Source organism: Aquimarina sp., from assembly GCF_977115655.1.
In genome coordinates this window covers 40,122-56,895 of the sequence record NZ_CDSBKO010000011.1, presented here as the reverse complement: position 1 = coordinate 56,895, position 16,774 = coordinate 40,122, and the positions used below count along the sequence as shown (strand labels likewise).

The 16,774-nt window shown below is 32.9% G+C and carries 15 protein-coding genes; 7 read left to right on the top strand and 8 right to left on the bottom strand.

From position 1 onward, the window contains the following. Nucleotides 1-110: 110 nt before the first annotated feature. The 5 genes from gyrB (at nucleotide 111) to secDF (ending at nucleotide 8,345) form a co-directional block, all read left to right on the top strand. A complete protein-coding gene (gene gyrB, locus ACZIYX_RS06685) occupies nucleotides 111-2,051 on the top strand; it encodes a DNA topoisomerase (ATP-hydrolyzing) subunit B (protein ID WP_462681435.1) in 1,941 nt (646 codons plus the stop codon). 143 nt (nucleotides 2,052-2,194) lie between these two features. Then, a complete protein-coding gene (locus ACZIYX_RS06680; RefSeq protein WP_462681434.1) occupies nucleotides 2,195-3,196 on the top strand; it encodes a DUF6588 family protein in 1,002 nt (333 codons plus the stop codon). A gap of 107 nt (nucleotides 3,197-3,303) precedes the next feature. Continuing rightward, nucleotides 3,304-4,230, top strand: a complete 927-nt coding sequence (mdh, locus tag ACZIYX_RS06675) for a malate dehydrogenase (protein ID WP_462681433.1) — start codon at nucleotides 3,304-3,306, stop codon at nucleotides 4,228-4,230. 184 nt (nucleotides 4,231-4,414) lie between these two features. After that, nucleotides 4,415-5,065: a hypothetical protein gene (locus tag ACZIYX_RS06670; protein WP_462681432.1), complete on the top strand. Its 651-nt coding sequence runs from the start codon at nucleotides 4,415-4,417 to the stop codon at nucleotides 5,063-5,065. A gap of 244 nt (nucleotides 5,066-5,309) precedes the next feature. Continuing rightward, the gene (gene secDF / locus ACZIYX_RS06665) at nucleotides 5,310-8,345 is read left to right on the top strand and encodes a protein translocase subunit SecDF (RefSeq protein WP_462681431.1); all 3,036 of its coding nucleotides are present in this window, start codon (nucleotides 5,310-5,312) and stop codon (nucleotides 8,343-8,345) included. Nucleotides 8,346-8,751: 406 nt separating this feature from the next. Here the strand turns inward: secDF and ACZIYX_RS06660 are convergent, their stop codons facing one another. The 8 genes from ACZIYX_RS06660 to ACZIYX_RS06625 form a co-directional block, all read right to left on the bottom strand. After that, a complete protein-coding gene (locus tag ACZIYX_RS06660) occupies nucleotides 8,752-9,261 on the bottom strand; it encodes a DUF192 domain-containing protein (protein WP_462681430.1) in 510 nt (169 codons plus the stop codon). A gap of 290 nt (nucleotides 9,262-9,551) precedes the next feature. Beyond that, the gene (creD, locus tag ACZIYX_RS06655; RefSeq protein WP_462681429.1) at nucleotides 9,552-10,907 is read right to left on the bottom strand and encodes a cell envelope integrity protein CreD; all 1,356 of its coding nucleotides are present in this window, start codon (nucleotides 10,905-10,907) and stop codon (nucleotides 9,552-9,554) included. 24 nt (nucleotides 10,908-10,931) lie between these two features. After that, a complete protein-coding gene (locus ACZIYX_RS06650; protein WP_462681428.1) occupies nucleotides 10,932-11,585 on the bottom strand; it encodes a DUF1361 domain-containing protein in 654 nt (217 codons plus the stop codon). Continuing rightward, the gene (locus tag ACZIYX_RS06645) at nucleotides 11,585-11,896 is read right to left on the bottom strand and encodes a hypothetical protein (RefSeq protein WP_462681427.1); all 312 of its coding nucleotides are present in this window, start codon (nucleotides 11,894-11,896) and stop codon (nucleotides 11,585-11,587) included. Before ACZIYX_RS06645 ends, ACZIYX_RS06650 begins: the two co-directional genes overlap by 1 nt. Beyond that, on the bottom strand, nucleotides 11,893-12,354 hold the full coding sequence (locus tag ACZIYX_RS06640; protein WP_462681426.1) for a Coq4 family protein: 462 nt from the start codon (nucleotides 12,352-12,354) through the stop codon (nucleotides 11,893-11,895). Before ACZIYX_RS06640 ends, ACZIYX_RS06645 begins: the two co-directional genes overlap by 4 nt. A 53-nt stretch (nucleotides 12,355-12,407) precedes the next feature. Next, a complete protein-coding gene (locus ACZIYX_RS06635) occupies nucleotides 12,408-12,701 on the bottom strand; it encodes a winged helix-turn-helix domain-containing protein (RefSeq protein ID WP_462681425.1) in 294 nt (97 codons plus the stop codon). Nucleotides 12,702-12,790: 89 nt separating this feature from the next. Further along, nucleotides 12,791-13,396 carry a hypothetical protein gene (locus tag ACZIYX_RS06630; protein WP_462681424.1) on the bottom strand — a complete coding sequence of 202 codons (606 nt, stop codon included), beginning with the start codon at nucleotides 13,394-13,396 and terminating at the stop codon, nucleotides 12,791-12,793. Nucleotides 13,397-13,476: 80 nt separating this feature from the next. Beyond that, nucleotides 13,477-14,406 carry a LysR substrate-binding domain-containing protein gene (locus ACZIYX_RS06625; protein WP_462681423.1) on the bottom strand — a complete coding sequence of 310 codons (930 nt, stop codon included), beginning with the start codon at nucleotides 14,404-14,406 and terminating at the stop codon, nucleotides 13,477-13,479. Nucleotides 14,407-14,515: 109 nt separating this feature from the next. Between ACZIYX_RS06625 and ACZIYX_RS06620 the strand changes: the two genes are divergently transcribed. Continuing rightward, a complete protein-coding gene (locus tag ACZIYX_RS06620; RefSeq protein ID WP_462681422.1) occupies nucleotides 14,516-16,027 on the top strand; it encodes a catalase in 1,512 nt (503 codons plus the stop codon). Nucleotides 16,028-16,177: 150 nt separating this feature from the next. Beyond that, nucleotides 16,178-16,720, top strand: coding sequence for an ankyrin repeat domain-containing protein (locus ACZIYX_RS06615; RefSeq protein ID WP_462681421.1), 543 nt, complete (start codon nucleotides 16,178-16,180; stop codon nucleotides 16,718-16,720). The last annotated feature ends 54 nt before the right edge of the window (nucleotides 16,721-16,774 follow it).

Below are 16,774 nucleotides of genomic sequence, written 5' to 3'. Positions count from 1 at the left end.
TAATTGTTGATAACTCGTTAAATCCTTCTTGGCAAAACCCTTTGATCCTTTTACTCTTTTTTTATCTTTGTTTGTTATCAAAAAAAATAAAATAATTAATAAGGGATTTTATGAGCGAAGAAGCTAATAAGAATAATTACTCCGCCGATAGTATTCAAGCATTAGAAGGAATGGAGCATGTGCGCATGCGCCCGTCAATGTATATTGGAGATGTTGGGGTGCGAGGATTGCATCACCTGGTATATGAAGTTGTGGATAACTCTATTGATGAGGCCCTTGCCGGCCATTGTGATACAATAGATGTTACCATAAATGAAGATAATTCTATAACTACAAAAGATAATGGTCGGGGAATCCCTGTAGAAATTCATAAAAAAGAAGGTGTTTCTGCTCTGGAGGTTGTAATGACTAAAATTGGTGCCGGTGGTAAATTCGATAAAGATTCTTATAAAGTTTCCGGGGGACTACATGGTGTTGGTGTATCCTGTGTAAATGCACTTTCAGACCATTTACATGCTTACGTGCACAGAGATGGCAAAGTTTGGGAACAAGAATACGAAAAAGGAAAACCTTTATATCCTGTAAAATCTACAGGAGAAACCGATTTTAGAGGTACGGTAGTTACTTTTAGACCAGATCCCACTATTTTCCAACAAACCTTAGAGTACAACTATGATACTTTGGCAAGTCGTATGCGGGAATTGTCATACCTTAATAAAGGGATCACTATTAAGCTAACAGATAAGCGTAATAAAGATAAGGATGGAAATGATATTGGAGAGATTTTTCATTCTGAAGAAGGGTTAAAAGAATTTGTTAAGTTTCTGGACGCAAGTCGTAGCTCAATTATTGGAGATGTTATCTCTATGGAAGGAGAGAAAAATGATATCCCTGTAGAAGTAGCAATGACATACAATGATTCGTATGCAGAGAACCTTCACTCTTATGTAAATAATATTAATACCCATGAAGGAGGAACACATCTTTCTGGGTTTAGAAGAGGACTTACTTCTACACTTAAAAAGTATGCAGATGCTTCAGGGATGCTGGATAAACTGAAGTTTGAAATAGCCGGAGATGATTTTAGAGAAGGATTAACAGCTATTATTTCAGTGAAAGTTCAGGAACCACAATTTGAAGGGCAAACAAAAACCAAATTAGGAAACAGAGAGGTTACCGCAGCTGTATCACAAGCAGTTTCTGAAATGTTGGAAAATTATTTGGAAGAAAACCCTAACGATGCAAAAATAATTGTTCAAAAAGTAATCCTTGCTGCCCAGGCACGACATGCCGCCAAAAAAGCGCGAGAAATGGTGCAACGTAAATCTGTAATGAGTATTGGAGGGTTGCCAGGTAAGCTTTCAGACTGCTCAGAACAAGATCCTGCATTATGCGAAGTATTTTTGGTCGAGGGAGATTCTGCGGGTGGAACGGCAAAGCAAGGACGGGATCGTATGTTTCAGGCAATTTTACCATTGCGGGGAAAAATATTGAATGTAGAAAAAGCTATGCATCACAAAGTTTTTGAAAACGAAGAAATCAGGAATATTTTTACTGCATTAGGAGTAACCATTGGTACAGAAGAGGATAGCAAAGCATTGAATATTTCAAAATTGAGGTATCATAAAGTGGTTATTATGTGTGATGCCGATGTGGATGGTAGTCATATTTCTACTCTGATACTAACTTTTTTCTTCCGTTACATGAAAGAATTAATTGAAGCCGGACATATTTACATTGCAGCTCCACCACTTTATTTAGTGAAAAAAGGAACTAAAAAACAGTATGCATGGAACGATGACCAAAGGGACAGAATTATAAAAGAGTTTGGAGAAAATTCTAAAATACAACGATATAAAGGTCTTGGAGAGATGAATGCTGAGCAATTGTGGGATACTACAATGAACCCTGAATTTAGAACTATGCGTCAGGTTACGATCGATAACCTCACAGAAGCAGATAGGATTTTTTCAATGTTAATGGGGGACGAAGTACCGCCAAGAAGAGAGTTTATAGAAAAAAATGCAGTATATGCAAAAATAGATGCATAACGCTTTTAGAATTATATTTAAGATCCGCTATATATATTTGATATAGCGGATTTTTTTTATATTGCAAGGCCTATTATATTGATTAAAATTTTATAATGACACATTTGTGACTTAAAATTTAGTTGATGTTAAATCCAGATCTTATGAAAAAATGTACTTTGCTACTAGCATTACTACTTAGTCATATTAGTTATTCACAAACAGAAATCGATCAAATTTTGAAAATTGGAATCGAAAATGCACAAATATTTAGTAAAGATTATTTTGCCTCTGCAGGAGAATCCTTGGTAAATACCGTATCTAACGGATGGTATAATTCTGCAAAAACAAAAAAACTATGGCATTTTGAAGCAGGGGTTGTTGGCAATCTTTCTTTTGTAAGAGAAGAAAAACAATCCTTTATTATGCATACAGCAGAGTATACAGATCTGACATTCAGAAATGGACAAAATAGTCAAAGTGTAGGCAATGCTCTTGGGCATAATCAAGAAAATATCGTGGTAGTGTTTAATCAAGGAACCCCGGCAGAAGTAGAAGTGGTTTTGCCAAATGGAATTGGGGATTCAGAAACTAACTCTTTGCCAAGTGGGTTTATTCAAGGATCTTTAGGTCTGATTAAGAGTACCGAAATTAAAATAAGATTTCTGCCAAAAATTAAGGCAGTACAAGATGCAGAGATACAATTGTATGGTGTCGCTTTTCAGCATGAATTTACAGATTGGGTATTTCCATTAAAGAGATGGCCGGTCCACCTTTCTGCATTGTTGGGCTATACCAATGTAAAAGGCTTTTATGAGATAAATGAGGATAGTGGTATTTTGGGAACAGATAAAGAAGTACGTTTGAATACTAATTCCTGGTTACTTACAAGTATCGTGTCCACCAAATTTCCAGCCTTCAATATTTACGCAGGATTAGGCTATTATTTTGGTTCTAGTAATGCAGATGTGTTAGGTACTTATCAAATACTGAACGGGCCATTGATGTCACAAACAATTACAGATCCGATAAGTGTGAAAAGCAAAACAAAAGGAGTAAAAGCATCTATAGGTGCAAAAGTAAAGTTTGGTATTTTTAATGCAAATCTGGATTATACACTTCAAAACTATAATAACATTTCTCTTGGCCTTAATTTTGGCTGGTAATTAACACCTTATTTGTTAATTAATTCATCAAAGAATTTGTATTTTCGCGACGTATTGAAATTATTTCAATATAACGTATAAATATTAATTAAATAAGATTTAAAACGATGAAAGTTACAGTAGTAGGTGCCGGTGCAGTAGGTGCTAGTTGTGCAGAATATATAGCAATAAAGAATTTTGCTTCTGAAGTAGTGTTGTTGGATATTAAAGAAGGATACGCAGAAGGAAAAGCAATGGACTTAATGCAAACCGCATCTTTAAACGGATTTGATACTAAAATCACAGGGACTACAGGGGATTACTCTAAAACTGCGGGTAGTGATATTACTGTAATCACTTCGGGGATTCCTCGTAAACCAGGAATGACAAGAGAAGAATTGATAGGTATAAATGCAGGTATAGTTAAAACCGTAGCTACTAACTTAATCGAACATTCCCCCAATACAATCATTATTGTAGTTAGTAACCCTATGGATACGATGACTTACTTAGTGCATAAAGCCACTAGTATTCCTAAAAACAGAATTATAGGAATGGGAGGAGCTTTGGATAGCGCACGTTTTAAATACAGACTTGCAGAAGCACTAGAGGCTCCTATCTCAGATGTTGATGGAATGGTGATTGGAGGACATAGTGATACAGGAATGGTACCATTAACCAGATTGGCAACAAGAAATAGCGTACCTGTATCAGAGTATATTTCTGAAGACAGGTTACAACAAGTAGCAGAAGATACCAAAGTAGGAGGAGCTACATTAACAAAATTATTAGGTACTTCAGCCTGGTATGCACCAGGTGCAGCAGTTTCTGGATTGGTGCAGGCAATTGCATGTGACCAAAAGAAAATATACCCATGTTCTGTGCTATTAGAAGGAGAATACGGATTAAATGATTTATGTATTGGAGCACCAGTAGTTTTAGGCAGAAATGGAATTGAAAAAATTGTAGAGATTAAACTTAATGATGCAGAAAAAGCTAAACTAGCTGAAAGTGCAGAAGGAGTTAAAAAAACAAATGGATTATTAGAATTATAATTCATCCTAGTCATAAAATCTAACGAGAGCTACTCAAAAAGTAGCTCTCATTGTTTTTAAATACTTTTTATAAATAGCCTTAAGGTAAACAAAGTCTTTGCCAGAAAGAGATTCAAGCTTTTGTTTTTAAGTTTTGAAGACGTTCTGCGATTTGTAATAAATATTTGTTTAAAGACTTTAAGAAATGCCGTTTTTATTTTTTTATATTTGCGGGATGAAGAAAAAATGGTGTTTCGGTATTTTAATTGCTACATTAGCATTGCTTGTTGTTGTTCAACAGCAAACCGTTGTACCTAATCAGGAGATTGTATTAGAATTTGTGGATATTGAGATTACTTCTGTAGAAGCTCAAAACGCAATTACTATTGTAAAAAAACAATTACAATCCATAGGTGTTAAAAACACCAGAATATCGCAAGAGCTAAATAACGGTAAGCTTAAAATTGCGTATTACAGTGATGTAGATGTAGAGTATATTAAAAGATTGCTCTCTAAAGAGAAAAATGTAGAGTTAGATCATGTTTTTTATGATAATAACGAAGATGAGGACCCTTTTCCTTTACACAAAAACTCCAAAAATTATAATCTGGATGTTTATGAAATCCAAAAAGGTACAGATTTAGACTCTGACTTTATTGGCAAATATGTTTTAGAAGTAAAACATGAACAAAATGGATATTCGGGCTCTAATACCTATAGTTTTGTCTCAGAAGTAGATACTAATTATATAGAGAAACTTATAAAAGTAGCCCAAAAAGTAAATACAAATATTGCAATAACAATAGATAACACTTCACGTAATATACCAGAAGTAAGGGCAGGGCCAATCTCTTGATTGGGAGATCAAAAGCTTTTAAGAATTTCCTGAAAAATAATCGCATTTTTATTAAAAGTTAAAAAAGAGTAATTAATAACTCTTAAAAATCATTGTTAACTTTTAAACGTAGCCTGTATCATCACTATGGTTAAGATTACTTAGTACTTAAATAATTTCAAATAATTTCAAATAATTTCAAACCTTGAGTAGATTATTGTAATTACTCGTTTACAAAAGGTTTAATCTAAAAAAATAAAAAATAATGCAAAATAAAGGACTTGTTAAGGTGTTTGCTATTTTATTTGGCTTGGTATGTATTTACCAATTGTCATATACTTACATGACCTATACAAAAGAAAAAGAGGCAGAAGCTTATGCAAAACAGCAATATCCCGATAATGTAGAAAACTATTCGAAATTTAGAGAAGTTGCAGAGCGCATTTATCTGGACTCTATTGGTAAAGAAGAGATTTTTGCAGGGATAACGTATAATGTTGCAAAAGATAAAGAATTAAACAAAGGTCTTGACCTTAAAGGAGGGATTAATGTTATTTTGCAAATCTCTGTAAAAGATATTTTAAGCGGGCTTGCTAATAAATCCAAAGACCCTTCATTTAATCAAGCTTTACTGGCTACCGACGAGGCGCAAAAAAATAGCCAAAACACATATCTGGAAGATTTCTTTACAGAGTTTGATAAAATTCCGGATGCTAAACTAGCTTCGCCAGATATTTTTGCTAACAAAAGCTTAAGTGATGATATCACTTATGATATGACCAATGAGCAAGTAAAGCCTATTTTGAAGAAAAAAATAGACGAGTCTGTAACCTCTGCATTTGAGGTTTTACGTAAGCGTATTGATAAATTTGGGGTTACACAACCAAATATTCAACGTTTAGGAGAGTCTGGTCGTATCTTGGTAGAGCTTCCGGGAGCCAAAGATATCGAAAGAGTAAAAACTTTGGTTACCAGTACTGCACAATTAGAGTTCTGGGATGTGTATAAATCTGAAGAAATTCTTTCATTCCTGTTTGCCGCTAATAACCTTTTAAAAGAACAAGCAGATACTGTTAAAGAAGTTAAAGCAGAAGCAGAAGAAGTAAGTGAAATAGTGGCAGATTCTACTCAAGTAGATTCTACCAAATCAGATTCTACAAAATCAGATGCAGATTCTGCTATCAATGACCTGTTAGAAGATGCAGAAGATTCAACAAAATTAGAAGCTCAGGTTAATCCTTTGTTTGACCTGATTGCAGGGCAAGGAAGACAAGGAGGACCTGTAGTTGTGTCTGTAGAGAAGAAAAATGCAGCGCAGTTTATGGCATATCTTAACGATCCTAAAGTTAGAGCGCTATTGCCGGTAGAGCAACGTTTTGTAAAGTTTGCATGGGGAAAACCAGTAAAAGATTCTGAGATTTTAGACCTGTATGCTATAAAAGGGAACAGAGATAACGACCCGGAATTAAGTGGAGGGGTTATTACCGATGCCAGACAAGAATACAATCAGGTAGGGATTGTTACCGTGACTATGCAAATGGATGGTAAAGGAGCTAAGAAATGGGAAGAAATGACCGGTAGGGCATTTAGCCAAAGAAGTCAGATTGCTATTGTATTAGACGATATTGTATATTCTGCACCAGGAGTAACTACAGGAGCAATTAGTGGAGGTAGAAGTGAAATTACAGGAGATTTTACTATCGAAGAAGGTCAGGATTTGGCAAACGTATTAAGAGCTGGTAAATTACCCGCTTCAGCAGATATTATTCAAAGTGAAGTAGTAGGACCATCCTTAGGACAAGAAGCTATCGATAGTGGTATTATGTCTTTTGCAATAGCATTAGTACTAATTTTAATCTGGATGGTATTTTACTATGGTAGAGCAGGGGCTTATGCAGATATAGCATTGGTAGTTAACATTCTGTTTATTTTTGGAGTTTTAGCGGGTTTAAAAGCAGTGTTAACACTTCCTGGTATTGCAGGTATTGTATTAACTATTGGTATGTCTGTCGATGCAAATGTTTTAATCTTTGAGAGAATCAGAGAAGAATTAGCTAAAGGAAAATCCCAGGCAGATGCCATAAAAGACGGATTTAGCAACGCTTTATCTTCTATATTAGATGCAAACATAACAACGGGACTTACAGGGCTTATACTATTAATAGTTGGTACGGGGCCAATAAAAGGTTTTGCAACTACTTTATTAATAGGTATTCTAACCTCTTTGTTTACTGCAATTTTTGTTACCAGATTATTTATAGACGGGTATGGTAAAAATGGTAAAGAATTAGCATTCTCTACAGGAATGACCAAGAACTTGTTTAAAAATGTAAATATTGATTTCTTAAAGAAGCGTAAAGTAGCTTATGCAATTTCTGGAGTTATTATTCTTGTAGGATTAGGATCTTTATTTACACAAGGGTTGGATTATGGAGTGGATTTTGTTGGAGGTAGAACATATACCGTTCGTTTTGCTAAAGATGTAGTCCCAACTACCGTAGAAAAAGACTTGATAGCAGTGTTTGAAAGTGCACAGGCAAAAACTCTGGGGGCGAATAACCAGTTAAAAATAACAACGAAGTATAAGGTTGAAGAAACAGGAGAAGAGGTAGATTCTGAAATATCTAATAAATTATATACTGCTTTAAAACCTTATCTAACCGATGGATTGACGTATGATGAATTTGCTAATGGAGATGAGGATAAGCAAGTTGGTATTATGTCCTCTATGAAAGTAGGTCCAACTATAGCAGATGATATAAAACAAGCTGCATTTTGGTCTGTATTAGGATCATTAATAGTGGTGTTCCTATATATCTTACTTAGATTTAGAAGATGGCAATTTAGTTTAGGTGCTGTTGCCGCGGTATTCCATGACGTATTGGTAGTGTTAGGGGTATTCTCATTAACTTATAAGTTTATGCCGTTTAATATGGAAATAGATCAGGCTTTTATAGCAGCAATATTAACGGTAATAGGATATTCGTTAAATGATACGGTGGTAGTGTTTGACAGAATCAGGGAGTTCTTTAGTGAACATACCGGAAGATCTCTTGGTAAAAATGTCAATGATGCATTGAATAGTACATTAAGCCGTACTTTAAATACATCGTTAACAACATTATTAGTACTTATAGCAATCTTTATATTTGCAGCACCATTAAGAGGGTTTATGTTTTCTTTGATTATTGGTATAGTTGTGGGTACTTATTCCTCTTTATTTATAGCCACTCCTATTATGCATGATACGTTAAGCAAAGTTGGTTTAAAAACTAAAGAAAAAGAAACTATAGAAGAGTAGTAAGTACTATCTTTTTATAGTTATAAAAAACCTTTCTGGATTTGTTCAGAAAGGTTTTTTTATTGCCCCTTATTCGATGTTGAATGTAACTATAGCTAAATTAATATGAAATGGCATAAAAGATTTTTTACTAGAAAGATTAATGTTATTTTATGTTGATTTAGCCCTTATTAAGTGCAGATGGTCTTTGTAGAGGTGTAGGCGGTTCTTGTATAGCTATTGTTAGAGGTTGGGAATATAGGGTTGTTAAATTTGACTTTGTTTTCAAACCTTCAAGGTTTTCGAAACCTTGAAGGTTTGAAAACAAAGCGTAAAACATATCCTTTTTAGAACTTAACTTTAAATTTTTAACTATATAATAAAAAATTTAATGACCGACATAAATTCTCTTATATCGGTTTTAAGGCTAATTGTTGCTTTTGATTTTGGTAAACGAAACAGAATCCCCTTTTTTAAGGTTCCATGCGTCGGATAGTTTTGCATTAACCTCTAATACATATTTTGCAGATCCTTCAGACGATAATGAGTTTTCATTAAGAGGTTGCGCGTTTTTTTGGATACTAATCACTTTGTTTTTGGCATCGATAAAAATGATATCCAAAGAAAATTTTGTGTTCTTCATGTAAAAAGAACGTGGAGCTTCTTCAGGAAAAATAAATAGCATACCCTCATTTTTTAACATAGATCCCCGATACATTAAACCTGTTTGGATTTGATATTCATCATCTGCTATTTCGATATCCAGTTTAGTTATAAGATTGGGGATTGAATCTTTCAGATCAAATAAAGAGAGTTCCCCTTCTTTAGTAAATGTAATTTCTTTGGTTAGGTTTTGATTGTTTTTAGAATCTGTTTTACACGAAAATAACTGAAGTGCAATACATACAATAATAGCAATAAAAATACTCTTTTTCATTTGTTTCTTTTTTTAGGATTTAAAAATAGATAAAAAAGCCGCACTTCAAAAACCAGAAGCACGACTTTTTACAATTAATACCATTTTAACTTTGAAATAGAAATAATTTATTAGTGCTATTTCAAAGTTAAAATGGTATAACTAACTAATATTATTTTTTTGAAAAGGAATTCAAATTGTAAATAGAATTATAGCTAAATTAATATGAAATGGCATAAAAGATTTTTTACTAGAAAGATTAATGTTGTTTTATGTTGATTTAGCTATAGATATTCAATGAGGGATTGAAACTAATTTCCTTCATTTTTCCAATCTATTTTTCTGGATATCATCATTATAGTTCCAAGTATCAAGAAAAGACCTATACTACCTACTAGTAAAGCATAGTTTTCTAATTGTATAATTACAAATATAAATGTGTATAATGTGGCAAGGGAGGCAGCAATAAAAATCATAAACTTAAAACTTTTAAGTATTGCCTTGGAATATACCGAAATAAGTAAAACTACAGCAATGCCGGCAATTAAATAAGCATGTAAAAAACTAGAATGCTCTGATATAGAGATTAATAAAGTGTAAAACATAGTTAATGCCAATCCTATCATTAAATATTGAAAAGGATGAATATCAATTTTACTGATCGTTTGTATTAAGAAAAACACTAAAAATGTAAGTGCAATTACCAGATATCCATATTTTGCAGCGCGCTCGCTTTTTTGGTATTCATCTACAGGTATAAGTAGTTTTACTCCAAATGCAGAAGAGTCAATTTGTGGTAATTCGCCAAAAAATTCCTGCTCAAACTCCCTGTTTATCTGTAAAACTTTCCAGTTGGCTTTAAAACCATCCTTGGTGATCTCTTTAGTCTTGGTATTTGGCAAATAATTTCCATTAAAGCTAGGGGATGCCCAATTCGAAACCATAGATACATTTGTTTCCCGGCCTACGGGTATAAATCGCAGTTGCTCACTTCCGTTTATTGCAATGTCCAGATTAAACGATATATCTTTTTCTACAGGTAAAGAACTTTCTTTAAGAAATTTCGTTTCCAGAGTATTGGTATAGGAGTTTTGACTATATCTGGATATTAACGGGTAGCTGTCTTCTTCTAATTTTAATTCCAGGTTATTACGTATACCTTTTAAGTTTGTCGAGTTTATAATAACAGTAGCTTTATTCCATAAAACATCTGTTTTTTTAATATCCTGTATTTCAAAAACGGGAGTAGTAAAAGAACCTGTGATTTTCATGTTAGCAGTGTACACTACAGATTCGTATATGCTTCTTCCTAAAGTTTCAGACTCTATATTAGCATTTATATCTAGTGTGTTTGGAAAAAAGAATGCATGTTTTATAGTAATTATATCTTCTTCGGTATAAGATTTGGTTTTATCATCCCAGGTCTTTTTTAGGTTATGTATCTGGTATGGTATTTTAAGTACAGGTCCGTATAATAAAATTTCGTTTCCCCATTTTTGATTAATCTCACTTACAACTTCTTCCTGCCTGTATGAGCGTTCTTTTATTAAACTTTTAATATAAGATAAAGGGATTAGTAATACTAAAATTAAGATTCCTACCATTAACATTCGTATAGTAATAGAGGTTTTAAGCCATTGTCCGAAAGATTTTTTTTGTTTTTCCATAGGTATAAAATTTATAGTGTTTAATTATTTTATTTTTTTTACTTCGTAGTGATTCATCATTCTGTAGATGACAATTAAAAAAACACCAAAGCCTATTGTAAAAGTCCAGGTATTTATATGTTGAGAAGGAAACAGAAGTCTTTTTGCGATGTCACCTAAGAGTCCCGCGGGATCTTGAAGTATATCCCAGCTATTCCATCGTAATACCCGTCCCAGATAGATCCCAAATCCACAGAGTAGCAGAATAAAATGGATGATAATATTTGTTGTTGTTTTTGAAAATTTTTTCTGAAGAGAGGTTTGTATTATCGATAAGGATGCAAAACCTGCTACCAGCCCATTAATGGCAAATGACAGTATGAGTAAAACATCAAACCACACAGACTGCAAGGTACTTAGTTTGATATGTTGTAAATCTGTTAGTATGTACGGTGAGTTAGGTAAAAAGACTAACCAACATGCAAAACCAATCCAGAAAATAAATGAATTTGTTTTTTGTAAACTTAAAACAAACGCGATAGCATAAGGAATGCAGGCTAAAAAAAGATTCCAAACCAGAAATAAGTAGAATGTAGAATCTGTTTTGAAAATGCGCACCAGTAATAGTGTAAAACTGAATAGTACAGCGGCGATAAATCTTTTAATAAAGGGCAATTGATTTTGTAGTACAGTATTCATTATAAAAGGTTGTTAAAAGGGTTATTTAAAACAATAATAGCATAGCCAATGGCAATTGGTATATTTAATGTAACCAGTAGGATTGTAGTTAAGTTTTCTTTGTTGTATTGATAGTTGATAAAAGAATTTGTAATTAATTCTATAATAGTTATAGTGTTTAAAGAGAGTGCTATAAGAATGTAAAAAAGACCTATGGTAACTAGCACATCAGATGGGTAGATTATAAAAGCCAGCAAAAGTATAGTGCCAATAATAAAACTTGTAACAGCAATTGTGAGAGCATTTTTGTTTATAGATTGTATTATTTTCATATAGACGAGATTAAAAATGTGGTTTGTAATTTATGTATGGGTTGATGTAATAATTTTTTGTAATCCAGGTTGTAAAATGGATACGCCGATTTTCCTTTTGAATATGCTTTTTTGAAAATATTAATTTTATCAGGGTAGAATAGGGTGCCTATAAAAATCACAAAAATTAGATATAGGGTTCTTTTTCCATTTCCTAATAAGTAGTATTGCATAGATATCTCTTCGGGAACGGATATCCCTGTATTTGTTAATACATGAAAAACATCGTGATTTTCTAGCTTAGGTTGCGGGCTAAAATTGTGCATCAATAAAAACCCCCCTAAATGAAACCCCAGACTTTCTTTAGGAAATTGAATAAGCGTTTGTACAGATATATCCCAGGCTGCTTGCTTCTTAAACCATTTTTGATATGGTTTTTTACTCCAGTTATAAATCATTTCTAAAATTAATGCTCTCATTCTTTATTTTTAAAGTACTTTGTTTTTCAAAGTTGTTGGATAAAAAAATATAGTTATGGGTTTAGTAGTTTTTCGATTGCTTCTACATGTTTTTTAAAAGCATCTCTTCCTTTTTTTGTGACATAATATTTGGTGTTGGGTTTTCTGCCTATAAATGATTTTTCGACGGTTATATATTCTTCTTTTTCTAGTGCTTTTGTATGGCTGGCCAAATTACCATCGGTTACGCCAAGAAGCTCTTTTAACATATTAAAATCAGCATATTCATTAACAACCAATATAGACATGATTCCTAGCCTAATTCGATGATCAAATGCTTTGTTTATGTTGTTGATAATACTGCTCATTTTTTCTTTTGGCTTTACTAAGCTTACAGATGGTAAGGTGCTTTATTGATTTTTTGGCTGTAAATAATTTAAAAAGGGATCAAAACAGTTTATCGATCGTGTTTAAAATAAATTAAACTTCCGTACAGGATGTGCATTATGCCAAATCCAAATACCCAAAACCAAAATCCGTACCCCGGGTATATAGCACAAATTAACCCTAATACAATTTCTATATATCCCAAATATTTTACATTTCCGATAGTATATTTTGAAGCATTTACTAGTGCCAGCCCATAAAAAATAAGCATCAGAGATCCTGTAAGTCCGTAATGGTCACTAGAGATTTTGATGATAATATATATTCCACCGGTTATTAATGGAACCAAAAAGGCTGTAAGTAATCTTTTGGAAGTGGCATTCCATAATTTTTCATCATTTTTCTTTGCTTTTCGTATACTCAAAAAAATGGCGGTAACTATGCTTAGTATAGCAACAATTATAAGATCTAATAGGATATAATTAAATGTTTTTCCATCAAGGATTAGATATTCTCTGTTACTAATACTTACCAGATAATAAGCAATTGCTGCCCCGATAAGGGCATAAATACCAGCCATTATTCCTGATAAACCGCTAAGAGAAAAAAAACGGGATGATTTGTTCATCATGTCTTTAATCTGGGTGATGTCTTTTAAATATTCTTCTGTGCTCATGTAAAAGTACTTTGAAAAACAAAGTAATGGTAAAATATTCAATATTACAAATTAATAAGTGTAATTTTTTTGGTAAAGTATTATTTCCATCTTACTTTAATGTAGTTATTAATTTCTTTAACTTGCTCAGGGATATTGTTTTTGATCTCCAGAAGTAGATTTTCTATAAGTTTTTCTTTGGTGAAATTTTTATTTACAACAATGCTTACTTCTCTTGTAGGTTTTGGATCTTTAAAATGTTTTATATGTTGCTGTTCTGATTTGTCTGTTATAGATAGCTCTGGTACTAAAGTATAGCCTAAATCTGCTTTGACTAAATTTTTTATAGTTTGTATAGAGCCACTTTCAAATAAAAAGGACTTGTTTTTACTTTTGACGCTGTCTTTACAAATATTTAGTACCTGATTTCTAAAACAATGTCCTTCTTCGAGAATAAGAAGATTATCCGGGGTAAGATCATCTTGGTTTACAATTTCTGATGAGCCAAAAGCTTCTTTGTTTTTGCAATACAATAAAAAAGGTTCTTGATACAGATTTATTTCTCTAATCATTTTATCTTCTAATGGGGTAGATACAATACCAATATCCAAGGTGCCATTGTGTAATGCATTAATAATAAACTCCGTTTGCATTTCTTTTATTATCAATTTGGTTAGAGGATTGTTTTTTAAGAAACTCTCTAAAAATAGCGGGAGTAAATAAGGAGCAATAGTTGGTATAATGCCCAAAGTGTATTGACCAGTAATACCAGAGGTATTGCTATATGCAATCTCATTAAATTCATTGGCCTCTCTAAGGATACTCTTCGCTTTAGCAATTAAAATTTTTCCTATAGGAGTAGGTGTTAGAGGTATAGTATTTCGGTCAAATATAATGGTGCCAATTTCTTCTTCTAATTTTTTTACCTGTATGGTTAGTGTTGGCTGTGTTACAAAACATTCTTCTGCGGCTTTTATGTAATGTCTTTTATGATCTAATGCTACGATATACTTTAATTGTTGTAATGTCATTATTATAATATTATTGATATTATAAATATAATCATTTAGATTATTAATTTGATTTATGATATTAATTAAACGTGCTTTGTGTTATTGTTAACTTAAATACATTTCACACATGAAAAAAAGCGTATTAATTGCGGTTGTCATTGGTTTTTGTTCTTCTATGCATGGGCAGCAAACTATAACAACTAATGGAGGTGCTCCTATTGGGGACAATCAAAACTCAAAAACTGTTGGAGAGTATGGTTCGGTATTATTAGAGGATGTACATCTAATTGAAAAACTAGCAGCTTTTGATAGAGAGCGGATTCCTGAACGAGTAGTGCATGCAAGGGGAGCAGGGGCGTTTGGTTATTTTGAAAGCACTAAAGACATGTCTGCATACACAAAAGCAACTTTATTTAAAGGAAATAATAAGCGTACCGATTTAGCAGTTCGCTTTTCAACAGTAATTCATGGCAAAGGTTCTCCGGAAACAGCAAGAGATCCAAGAGGATTTGCTGTAAAATTTTATACCGAAAATGGTAATTATGATATTGTAGGAAACAACCTGCCTGTGTTTTTTATACGGGATGCTGTAAAGTTTCCGGATATGGTACATTCTTTAAAGCCTTCTCCGGTAACCAATAAACAAGACCCTAACCGGTTTTTTGATTTTTTTTCTAACATACCCGAAGCTACACACATGATTACACGTTTGTATACAGATTTGGGGATTCCAAAAGGATATCAATATATGAATGGTAGCAGTGTACACGGTTTTAAATGGTTTAATGAAAAAGGAGAAGTAGTTTATGTTAAATATTCATGGGTAAGCAAACAAGGTGAAGAAAACCTGGATTTGGAACAAGCAGCAAAACAACAATCTATGGATTGGCAGCACGCTACAGTTAGCCTAAGAGATGCGATTCAAAATAAAAAGTATCCGCAATGGGATTTATATGTGCAAATGATTAAGCCAGAGGACTTGCATAGCTTTGATTTTTGGCCTTTGGATGCCACCAAAGATTGGCCGGCAGATAAAATCGAAAAAATTAAAATTGGAACAATGACTTTGAACAGAAATCCAATTAATTATTTTCAGGAAGTAGAATCCATTGCTATGTCCCCGGGTAATTTGATTGCAGGGGTAGAACCATCTGAGGACAAGCTTTTACAAGGCAGGTTGTTTTCTTATTTTGATACACAACGTCACAGGTTAGGACCAAATAATCAGCAAATTGAAGTAAATAAGCCAAAAAATAAAGTGATTAATTATAATTCGGATAGTTATTCTAGTGCAACTAATTCAAAATTCCCTGATCCTGATGTCAATTACCAACCTAGCAATAAAGTTTCTTTAACAGATAGCTCTAAAGATAAACCTTCAGAAACTGCTATTGATAATGTAAAAATCACGTACAAAAAGATTTCAAAAACAAATGACTTTGCACAGCCGGGAGATTTTTACAGATCTTTATCAGAAAAAGACAAGACTAATTTGATTCGAAATTTGGTTGGAGATTTAGGGCAGGTTACCAATAAGAATATTCAAAAAAAGATGATTACCTATTTTTATAAGTCAGATAGAGATTATGGTATAAGGGTAGCTAAAGCTTTAGGTTTTACAGAAAAAGATTTTATGTAAAAAAAAAGGATTACTGTTCTTTATATGGTTTTGCGATATGGTAAGATATACTTTCTATTATCGTAAGACCATATATTGTTATGTGCTTTTTAGTATTAAAAATAAGCGAGATAAGATTACAGTATATCAGATTAAAAATAATAAAGGAAGATGAAAAATAGTACACTGTTTTTTTGCATGTTTATGGTCATAGCTTTGGTAAAAGCGCAAGAGGATATATTTGATTTAAGTAGAAAAGGTAATGTAAAAGAAATTGAAATAGTACTGAAGTCAAAAAAAGTAAAAGTAGATACTTTAGATTATAAAGGCTTTAGTCCGTTGATTTTAGCCGTATATAATGGACAATTAGATACGGTCGATTTTTTACTGAAACATAAGGCAAATCCGGATATACAAGATAAATCTGGTAATACGGCACTTATGGGAGCTTGTTTTAAGGGGTATTTACAAGCTATTTGTTTACTTATTGCTCAGGGAGCTGATATTAATATAAAAAACTATGGGGGAGCCACTGCTTTGATTTATGCAGCAACCTTTGGACATAAAGATATTGTAGTAGAATTACTCAAATATGAAGCAGATCCAACAATCCAAGATGATAGAGGCAATACTGCAGAAGATCATGCCCGTATGCAAGGTAATCAAGAAATACTAGAAGTGTTGTCGACGATAACAGAAAAGGCAGAAAATTAATTCTTTGAAGATTGGTATAATAATCCTAGCTTTGTCATCTTAGACTTAGATTTT

Excerpts from the sequence above, each read along its gene's own strand:
- ACZIYX_RS06680 (WP_462681434.1), top strand. The coding sequence starts at position 2,195 with ATGAAAAAATGTACTTTGCTACTAGCATTACTACTTAGTCATATTAGT.
- mdh (WP_462681433.1), top strand. The coding sequence starts at position 3,304 with ATGAAAGTTACAGTAGTAGGTGCCGGTGCAGTAGGTGCTAGTTGTGCA.
- ACZIYX_RS06650 (WP_462681428.1), bottom strand. The coding sequence starts at position 11,585 with ATGAATACTGTACTACAAAATCAATTGCCCTTTATTAAAAGATTTATC.
- ACZIYX_RS06625 (WP_462681423.1), bottom strand. The coding sequence starts at position 14,406 with ATGACATTACAACAATTAAAGTATATCGTAGCATTAGATCATAAAAGA.
- ACZIYX_RS06630 (WP_462681424.1), bottom strand. The coding sequence starts at position 13,396 with ATGAGCACAGAAGAATATTTAAAAGACATCACCCAGATTAAAGACATG.
- creD (WP_462681429.1), bottom strand. The coding sequence starts at position 10,907 with ATGGAAAAACAAAAAAAATCTTTCGGACAATGGCTTAAAACCTCTATT.
- ACZIYX_RS06670 (WP_462681432.1), top strand. The coding sequence starts at position 4,415 with ATGCCGTTTTTATTTTTTTATATTTGCGGGATGAAGAAAAAATGGTGT.
- gyrB (WP_462681435.1), top strand. The coding sequence starts at position 111 with ATGAGCGAAGAAGCTAATAAGAATAATTACTCCGCCGATAGTATTCAA.
- ACZIYX_RS06645 (WP_462681427.1), bottom strand. The coding sequence starts at position 11,896 with ATGAAAATAATACAATCTATAAACAAAAATGCTCTCACAATTGCTGTT.
- ACZIYX_RS06660 (WP_462681430.1), bottom strand. The coding sequence starts at position 9,261 with ATGAAAAAGAGTATTTTTATTGCTATTATTGTATGTATTGCACTTCAG.
- ACZIYX_RS06640 (WP_462681426.1), bottom strand. The coding sequence starts at position 12,354 with ATGAGAGCATTAATTTTAGAAATGATTTATAACTGGAGTAAAAAACCA.
- ACZIYX_RS06615 (WP_462681421.1), top strand. The coding sequence starts at position 16,178 with ATGAAAAATAGTACACTGTTTTTTTGCATGTTTATGGTCATAGCTTTG.
- ACZIYX_RS06620 (WP_462681422.1), top strand. The coding sequence starts at position 14,516 with ATGAAAAAAAGCGTATTAATTGCGGTTGTCATTGGTTTTTGTTCTTCT.
- secDF (WP_462681431.1), top strand. The coding sequence starts at position 5,310 with ATGCAAAATAAAGGACTTGTTAAGGTGTTTGCTATTTTATTTGGCTTG.
- ACZIYX_RS06635 (WP_462681425.1), bottom strand. The coding sequence starts at position 12,701 with ATGAGCAGTATTATCAACAACATAAACAAAGCATTTGATCATCGAATT.